This is a genomic window from Mycobacteroides franklinii, from assembly GCF_001853795.1.
Classification (GTDB): Bacteria; Actinomycetota; Actinomycetes; order Mycobacteriales; family Mycobacteriaceae; genus Mycobacterium; species Mycobacterium franklinii.
In genome coordinates this window covers 1,977,897-1,986,318 of record NZ_MLIK01000019.1, presented here as the reverse complement: position 1 = coordinate 1,986,318, position 8,422 = coordinate 1,977,897, and the positions used below count along the sequence as shown (strand labels likewise).

The following is an 8,422-nucleotide window of genomic DNA, read 5'->3' as shown; positions in this document are numbered from 1 at the left end:
TGAGTCCTCCCAGCTTTACCGTCATTCGTGCTCAGGCTGTCTGCACATCGCCGGTCCGGCGTGCGCTGCCCTGCACCTGCCATCCCCGAACGGATCGAGCTCCCGCTATTCGCCCTTCATATCGAGACAACTAACTTCGATAGCGCTACACGCGACCCGAATACAGTTGCAGCACTGCATGACTAATCGCTTATGCGGACCGACGTGTCATCCGGCCCACACGCACGATGCGCTTGGTCTGGATCTTGAAGTCATCATCTGAAGATTTAACAGCTACTGGCTGTACCCCGCCAGAAATTTGCGAAACTTTCAGGCGAGCTACAGGTAATTCGAAGCTTTGAAGCAGCCCGTGGCGGCCATTCCGCATCCCGATTACGACCTGTTAACAGACTTTCAACGGACCGTTGAGGCATCTGGCGTTATCCAGAATTTCGTTATTACATAACGGGTTCCCGCAGTCATCACGCGTCTCATTGGCCAGCAAAACTACAACTCTCAACGAGCGCTCCCATTGAGGTCATCCAGTGGGCTCCACCGCCTCGTTTCCACCCCAAGTCAGCCACTTCAAATGTTTGCTCAAAAAGTCCGCTCAACGTTGCCCATTGAGGTCCGGATCTTTGTTGCGTACAAGCCCACCCGGATCGTCAGGCACTGGCGCGACCCGGAAGTGCGCGAGCGAGTGTGACAGCACCAAGCCCCCCTGCACTACAGCCAGGCAATTCACCCCTGGCAATATCTGGGAAAGGCCGTGCGCCACTTGAGCGCCGAGCTAGATCGGGAAGATGCCGACGCGCACAGATGCTTGCTTGATAACGGCCTGGGACATGGCTGCCACGGGTAACAACCCCCGTCTAACTGTAGCTGCTCGACAGAGTCCCTCGTGCGAGGCCATTGAGACCGACCGGCAGCAGGTTGTACGGCGGGCTACGTCGCGAAGCCGCATTCCCAACAACTGTCTAATGACATAGAAGTCGGCGGGAAACTGTTGTGCAGCGGCAGGATTCGCACCCAACGAAAATGGCGCTATGGTTATGCTGGGCGCCATGATCCGCGACCACCGGAACCCGGACTCCCACGAGCACAGGCACTAATTCGGCTATGTGGGGATCGGTGCTGGGATTGGCCATGTTGGCCGCACTCAACCCGGTACGGCTGGGCCTTGCACTCCTGATGATCTCGCGCCCACGCCCCGGGCCGAATCTATTCGCCTACTGGCTCGGCTGTCTCACCGTGTGCGTTCCCGAACTACTCGTTCCCGTGATGCTGTTGCACTTCACCCCCGTGCTCGGGTCGTTCTCACCCGGTTCGGCCACCGCAGCCAGGAGCGCCACCCTCGGGCATATCCAGATCGGCGTGGGTGTGCTCGGGTTGACGATCGCCGGGGTGATTCTCCTGCGGTCCCTCATACGTCAAAGAGCCGGCCAGACAGAGATGGACACGACGTTCACAATTCCCCGGCTGCTGCGCCGCGACGGGGATGCCCCTGCCGCCGCGGCATCAGGACCCCGGCGTCTTCTGCATCGCATTCACGACGCGTGGGACAACGGCGCCCTGTGGGTGGCGTGGGTGATCGGCCTCGTGTCGGTACCGGTGGACGGGATCCTCATCATCCTCGCCATCGTCGTGGCGTCACGGGCGGATATCGACGCCCAGATAAGCGCTTCTGTCGCCTTCATTCTCGTGATGTACGCGGTCGTCGAGATGATCCTCATCGGCTACGTGGCCGCACCCGCAAGAACCGAGACCGCGCTGCGACGACTACACGACTGGGTGCGGACCTACCGTTGGCAGATCATGGTGACCCTCTTGGCGGTGGTCGGCGTTTCGCAGCTGGCCGAAGGGGTGGGCGCCAGCTGAGACGTCAGTGCGACGCCGCGGCGGCGCGTTCCGCGAGGTTTTCTTCGACCTCGTGCACCCACACGTCATGGGCATGCGTGGTGTCCACTTCGATCTCGAACCGTTCCGTCATGTCCGGGGTGATATCGGCCAGGTCCACGTAGAACTGCTCATACCAGCGGCGATGCTGGTACACGGCACCGTCCTCCTGAGTGAGCAAGGGATTGTCGATGCGCGTCTTGTTCTTCCAGATCTCGACGTCCTCCAAGAATCCGTCGCCGAAAGATTTGGCCATCGCGGCGGCAAGCTTGCGCGCATTGTCGGGCGGCAGCTCGGGCATCTCCTGGATAGCGACGCCCCACTGCAACACGAAGGAATCGTGCGTCACCGGATAGTGGCAGTTGATGAGCGCTACTTCCACGGTGAATCCGGGGCCGAGGTCGTTGTGAATCCAGTCGATCATGTACGCCGGCCCAAAGTATGTGGCCTCTGACCGCACACCCGTTCCTTCCCAAAGCTTTTCAGGGTTTGGCACGTAGTCGGGACGCGGCTTGGACTCCATGAACTGACTGGCAGTCTGCCCCTCGATGACATTCTTGAAATACGTGGGATAGGCGTGGTGAATATAGAAAAAGTGCGCCATGTCGACGTTGTTGTCGACGATCTCCCGGCAGTGCGAACCCTCGATCAGAATCGAATTCCATTGCCAGGGAGACCATTTCCCCTCTTCATAGCCGACAATCGTGGGTGGGGCCAACTCGGGTGGCGGCACGGAGCCCTCCGGGTCATGCCACACCAGCAGTTGACCGTTTACCTCGAGAGTGGGCCAGCTGCGCGTACGCGCGAGCTTCGGGGTGCGCTTGGCGTATGGCACCAGCTTGCATTTACCGTCACCGCCCCAACGCCAATCGTGAAAGGGACAGGCCACGTTGTCGTCCTTGATCGTGCCCTGCGACAGATCGCCACCCATGTGCCGGCAGTATCCGTCCAGCACCTTGACGTCGCCGTGCGAATCGGCGAACACCACCAGCTTGGTGCCAAACGCCTCGATACCGTGCGGCTGGCCGTCATGGAACGACTCGGCCAGACCCAGGCAGTGCCATCCCCGGGCAAACCTGGTCATCGGTGCGCCACTATAGATTTCGCGAATCGCATCGTCAGACTGCATGGGGCTGTCCTTTCGCTGACTCATTTCCATACTGCGCGCTACAACAGCCGTTGTCGTCCATATGCCATGAATTGAGCATCGAGTGCGGTTTTGTCCTCCGACGTCATTCGCAGGAATTCCGGTGCACCCCTACCCGTCCACCAAAACACGGGCTCATCGGTGTGCCAGCGCTGCTCCTGTAGCTCACGCTTGAGCACCTTGTTGGAGCCCGTCACCGGCAAGTCGGCCGAGACCCGCAGGAACCTGGGAATGCCCTTGCCGCCCAGGTCCTCCTGAGCCGACAAATACTCGGCGAACCCCTCCACATCGAATGAATCCGGATCCGCCACCTCGATGGAGGCCATCACCTGATCACCGGAGCGCGGGTCGGGTACCGCATACACCCCTGCGGCGATCACCGCGGGGTGACGCCGCAGCACCCGTTCGATGGTCAGCGCCGACGTGTTCTCGCCGTCGACCCGAATCCAATCACCGCGACGGCCCGCGAAGTAGATGAACCCGGCAGCATCGAGGTAGCCGAGATCGCCGGTCCAGTACCACCCATTGCGGATGCGGTCGGCGTCGGCATCGTCATTCTTGTAGTAGCCCTCGAAACCACGCCGACCCTGTTTGTCGACGATCTCACCGACCGCCTCGTCGGCATTGAGAACACGCCCATGCCTGTCGAAAACTGCTGCGACACAGTCCTGCAACGTCAGCGGATCGACAATCGCCACGCCGTCGTGGGCCGGGCGCCCCAGCGCGCCGGTGGGCGCCTCGGCGTCCAGCACCACCGCTCCCCCGCCCTCGCTGGACCCGTAGCCTTCGAACAGCTCCGCACCGAACCGTCGCCGGAACTCGGCCTGATCCTCGGGAGACGCCTCGGTACCGAATCCACGCACCAGCTGGTTGTCGGCGTCGTCGGCCTGCTCCGGTGTGGCCAACAGATATCCGAGCGCCTTGCCGACGTACGTGAAAAACGTTGCACCGAAATACCGCACATCGGGCAAGAACCGAGACGCCGAGAAGGTGGGCGTCACACACACGGTGGCACCGTTGGCCAATGCGGGGGCCCATAACGCCATCAACGCGTTCCCGTGGAACAGCGGCATACAGCAGTAGTCGACATCGGAGCGCACATGCCCAAACTTCTCGGTGGCCAGGTGGGCGATCTGAGCCAGCCGCCCCTGGCTGCACTTCACCGCCTTGGAGGCTCCGGTAGTGCCGGAGGTGAACAGCAGCAGGAGCAGTGACTCCGCGCCCACGCCATCGGAAGCCACTGCCGCGGTGCGGTTCTCGTCAATGAGCGTGAGGTATTCGGGCCTATCGATCACGAGAAAGCGGTCCGCGGTCAGCCCCAGCTCAAGACCCTGTAGGCGACCGAGGTGCTCGGTGTCGGTGACGATCAGCTGACAGTCGGTGTGCCGGATCTCGGCGGCCATCTCCGCCGGCCCACGCGTGGGGTTGATCCCCACGATGGTGGCCCCCGTCAGCGCGGCACCGCCCAGCCAGAAGATGAAGTCGGGCACGTTCTCCAGCAGCACGCCGATATGAAACGGCCCGTCGGCCCTGAGTTTCCGCGCCAACGCACCCCGCGCGGCGGATTCGCCGACAACGTCGTCCCACGTCCAGTCGCGATCACGCGTGCGCAGCCCCAGGTGACTATCGCCCACACGATCCAGGAGCATGGCCGCGATATCGCCTCGAGGCGATGTCGCCGGGGAAATGGACTCAGCAGTCATAGCGCCGATGATGCACCCATCAGATCCCGGTATTCCTGAGGCAGCTCCTCCGGCGTCAGCTTGGTGATGCGCACGGGTCCGGAGTGATACGAGTCCTCGCCCTCGATAAAGCCGTCGGCATCGACGGGCCACAGCACCAACTGGCGGAACACCAGCAGATAGTCGGCGCCGGGATCCTCGATCGGGAACCCCATGCTCTGCGCCACCGCGCCCGGATAGATCTGCTTGAGGAATCCCTCGGTGACAACGCAATCGTCGTCGACAAGAAGACGATCCATCTCAAATTCCATGACGCTCATCCGTCCCTGCACCAGCCCCGCGTAATAGGTGCGGACCCCATCGCGCCCCTTGGGCCCGAAATCCTGACCATCCATCCAAAAGTGGTAGTTCGGGTTCGCGCTAAGGGTGTCGATCAGCCCATCGAGATCGGCGTCGCGCTCGAGCTTCATATGGTGCAACACAGCACCCAGCACCACCCGGTGCCGCTCGTTTGTCGTTGCGGCAAGCCGCTTTTCGACCAGTTCCCAGGTTCGTTCGGTGTCGATGACTGCCATGGATCAATGGTGTCGCCGGCCACATCCGATGTCACCCGACAGCTGTCGAAAAATACGCGCGCCAGATCCGCCACGTGGCGGGCTAGCCGCCCGCCAACTCGGTGGTGGACAGCGATATGCGTCGCAACATCAGCGCGAAGGTCGCCAGGAACCGGTCGATGGGGTCGTCGAGATCCCAGCCCATCACCTGCTCCACATGCCCGATACGTGCCGCGACGGTGCTGTGGTGCAGATGCAGTTCGGTGGCGGTGCGACGCAAGGTGCCGTACTGACAGAGTGCCTCCAGGGTGTCGACCTCGGCGGCACCGGCGGCCGTGGACGCGATCTGGCCGATACGCACCACGTCATCGATCTCTTGCACGCGCTCCGGCGGAATATCCGCCAGCACCTCCAGCAGACTGAGCCGCTCATAGGCGATGACACGCCGGCCGAAGCCCGTGGACGAGGCGAAGCGCAACGCACGCTGCGCCTGGCTCCACGACCTGGGAGCGTCGATGACGGCGACGCTGGCCCCAATCCCGATCCAGGGACCCTGCGCCGAGTACGGCGATGCCGGGAACTCACGGACTGTCACGTCGTTCAGACGATCCGACAGTGTCTTTGTGTCCCCGGTTGCCTGGCACAGCAGGGCTCCGACCCGCCCGATAGTGGCCGCACGGATCACGTGACCAGGGAATGCCTCAGCCAGGAGCTGGCGCGCACCGGCGGGAGCGGATATCGCCAGCACCCGCAGCTCACGGGTGTCGTCCAATCCGAGAAGGCGCACGGCGCGCATTCGATCCTCGGGTTCGGCGGCCCCGGACAACACCACTTCGATGAGGGCGGGATCGTCCATCCGCAGGGCGGCGGGCGTCTGGGCAGGCGCACTCCGGGTCAGACAATGGCGCAGACGGTGCAGGAGAAGCTCGTCGGCGGGGCGAGCCGGTCCCTCGCGCTCGAGCCACACCGTGGGCTCTGCGCCATCGGACCACCGGACACCGATCGGGCACCCGGCGAGTTCCTCCGCCGAACGCACCGCGGCCTCGACATCTGCCGCATCAAGCTGGTCGAAATGGGACACGATCATCAGGACCAGGTCGGCGTCCAGTGCAGGCTGTTTGTCCATCTCGTTCTATGTACCTCGATCGGTGGACATCCATTCGAGAAAATTTCTGAGAACTCTCTAAGGCCCATGCGCGTTCTGCCGGGTGGAGCGCGATAACATCGGGACCCATGACGACCACCGAGCCCGATATCCACACCACCGCGGGCAAGCTCGCCGATCTGCGTCGGCGCAGCGAGGAAGCATTGCACCCGGTCGGCGAGGCCGCCGTCGACAAGATCCACGCCAAGGGCAAGTTGACCGCCCGCGAGCGCATCTTCGCGCTGCTGGACGAGGGCTCGTTCGTGGAACTGGACGCGTTGGCCAAGCACCGCAGCTCAAACTTCGGCCTGGGCGACAAGCGCCCCCTCGGCGACGGCGTGGTGACCGGTTTCGGCACCATCGACGGGCGCGACGTGTGCATCTTCAGCCAGGACGTCTCCGTGTTCGGCGGCAGCCTCGGTGAGGTGTACGGCGAGAAGATCGTCAAGGTGCAGCAGCTGGCGCTCAAGACCGGCCGTCCGCTCATCGGCATCAACGAGGGCGCCGGCGCCCGCATCCAGGAGGGTGTCGTCTCCCTGGGTCTGTACAGCCAGATCTTCCACAACAACATCATCGCCTCGGGCGTCATCCCGCAGATCTCGCTCATCATGGGCCCCGCGGCCGGTGGCCACGTGTACTCGCCCGCGCTGACCGACTTCATCGTCATGGTCGACCAGACCAGCCAGATGTTCATCACCGGTCCCGACGTCATCAAGACCGTCACCGGCGAGGACGTCACCATGGAGGAACTGGGTGGAGCGCACACCCATGAGGCCAAGTCCGGGACCGCGCACTATGTCGCCTCCGGCGAGCAGGACGCCTTCGACTACGTCCGCGACATCCTGAGCTACCTGCCGTCCAACAATGCCTCCGAGCCCCCGCGCCACCCGGGCCCCGAGCCCACCGACGGTGCCATTGAAGACCACCTCACCGACGAGGACGTCGAGCTGGACACGCTGATCCCGGACTCCCCGAACCAGCCGTACGACATGCACGAGGTCATCACCCGCATCCTCGATGACGACGAGTTCCTCGAGGTGCAGGCCGGCTACGCGCAGAACATCATCGTCGGCTTCGGCCGTGTCGACGGCCGCAGCGTCGGCATCGTCGCCAATCAGCCCACCCAGTTCGCGGGCTGCCTGGACATCAACGCCTCCGAGAAGGCCGCGCGGTTCATCCGTACCTGCGACTGCTTCGGCATCCCGATCATCACCCTGGTGGATGTGCCCGGCTTCCTGCCCGGTACCGAGCAGGAGTACAACGGCATCATCCGGCGTGGCGCCAAGCTGCTGTACGCCTACGGCGAGGCCACCGTTCCGAAGATCACCGTCATCACCCGCAAGGCCTACGGCGGCGCGTACTGCGTGATGGGGTCCAAAGACATGGGTGCCGATGTCAACGTCGCCTGGCCCACCGCGCAGATCGCGGTGATGGGAGCGTCGGGTGCCGTGGGATTCGTATACCGCTCACAGCTGACCGAGGCTTCCAAGAACGGTGACGACGTGGACGCCCTGCGTCTTCAGCTGCAGGCCGAGTACGAGGACACCCTGGTGAACCCGTACATCGCCGCCGAGCGCGGATACGTCGATGCGGTCATCCCGCCGTCGCACACCCGCGGCTACATCGCCACGTCGTTGCGCCTGCTCGATCGCAAGATCGTGCGGCTCCCACCGAAGAAGCACGGAAACATTCCGCTGTGACGAATGAAGAAGGTGCGTCCGTGACTGACGAGAGCAGCGAAACCGTTACCGCTGAGGCGAACCCCGCCGAGGAAGGCCGAGTCAAGGCTGCCGACATCCAGGTGCTCAACGGCAACCCGACCGATGCGGAGATCGCGGCCCTGGTCGCAGCACTCAGCGCGCTGGCGTCCAAGGCCGAGGCCGCCGACCTCAGGCCCCGGAACCTGTGGGCCGAGCCGATCGACATGCTGCGCTACAGCCCGCACAGCTGGCAGCGGGTCACGCTGTACGAGCGCGCGAAGCTGGCGCGCCCACAAGGCAAGTTCTAGATAGTCGTCACC

The 8,422-nt window shown here is 63.4% G+C and carries 7 protein-coding genes; 3 read left to right on the top strand and 4 right to left on the bottom strand.

The window, feature by feature from the left end:
- Window positions 1-1,098 precede the first annotated feature (1,098 nt).
- The gene (locus tag BKG76_RS17255; protein ID WP_070938680.1) at window positions 1,099-1,857 is read left to right on the top strand and encodes a GAP family protein; all 759 of its coding nucleotides are present in this window, start codon (window positions 1,099-1,101) and stop codon (window positions 1,855-1,857) included.
- Between the two features lie 4 nt (window positions 1,858-1,861).
- On the opposite strand, the gene BKG76_RS17250 is transcribed toward BKG76_RS17255, so the two are convergent.
- From BKG76_RS17250 to BKG76_RS17235, 4 genes are all read right to left on the bottom strand, one after another.
- Window positions 1,862-3,004: a Rieske 2Fe-2S domain-containing protein gene (locus BKG76_RS17250; protein ID WP_070938679.1), complete on the bottom strand. Its 1,143-nt coding sequence runs from the start codon at window positions 3,002-3,004 to the stop codon at window positions 1,862-1,864.
- Window positions 3,005-3,042: 38 nt separating this feature from the next.
- Window positions 3,043-4,725, bottom strand: coding sequence for an AMP-binding protein (locus BKG76_RS17245; protein WP_070938678.1), 1,683 nt, complete (start codon window positions 4,723-4,725; stop codon window positions 3,043-3,045).
- Entirely contained in the window at window positions 4,722-5,279 is a 558-nt protein-coding gene (locus BKG76_RS17240) for a nuclear transport factor 2 family protein (protein WP_070938677.1), read from the bottom strand. The genes BKG76_RS17245 and BKG76_RS17240 overlap by 4 nt, the downstream gene beginning before the upstream one ends.
- A gap of 82 nt (window positions 5,280-5,361) precedes the next feature.
- Window positions 5,362-6,384: a PucR family transcriptional regulator gene (locus tag BKG76_RS17235; RefSeq protein WP_070938676.1), complete on the bottom strand. Its 1,023-nt coding sequence runs from the start codon at window positions 6,382-6,384 to the stop codon at window positions 5,362-5,364.
- A 107-nt stretch (window positions 6,385-6,491) separates the two neighbouring features.
- Here BKG76_RS17235 and BKG76_RS17230 point away from each other — a divergent pair, with 107 nt between their 5' ends.
- Complete coding sequence (locus BKG76_RS17230; RefSeq protein ID WP_070938675.1) at window positions 6,492-8,102, top strand: acyl-CoA carboxylase subunit beta; 1,611 nt, start codon at window positions 6,492-6,494, stop codon at window positions 8,100-8,102.
- Window positions 8,099-8,410, top strand: coding sequence for an acyl-CoA carboxylase epsilon subunit (locus BKG76_RS17225; RefSeq protein WP_070938674.1), 312 nt, complete (start codon window positions 8,099-8,101; stop codon window positions 8,408-8,410). Before BKG76_RS17230 ends, BKG76_RS17225 begins: the two co-directional genes overlap by 4 nt.
- Window positions 8,411-8,422: the final 12 nt, after the last annotated feature.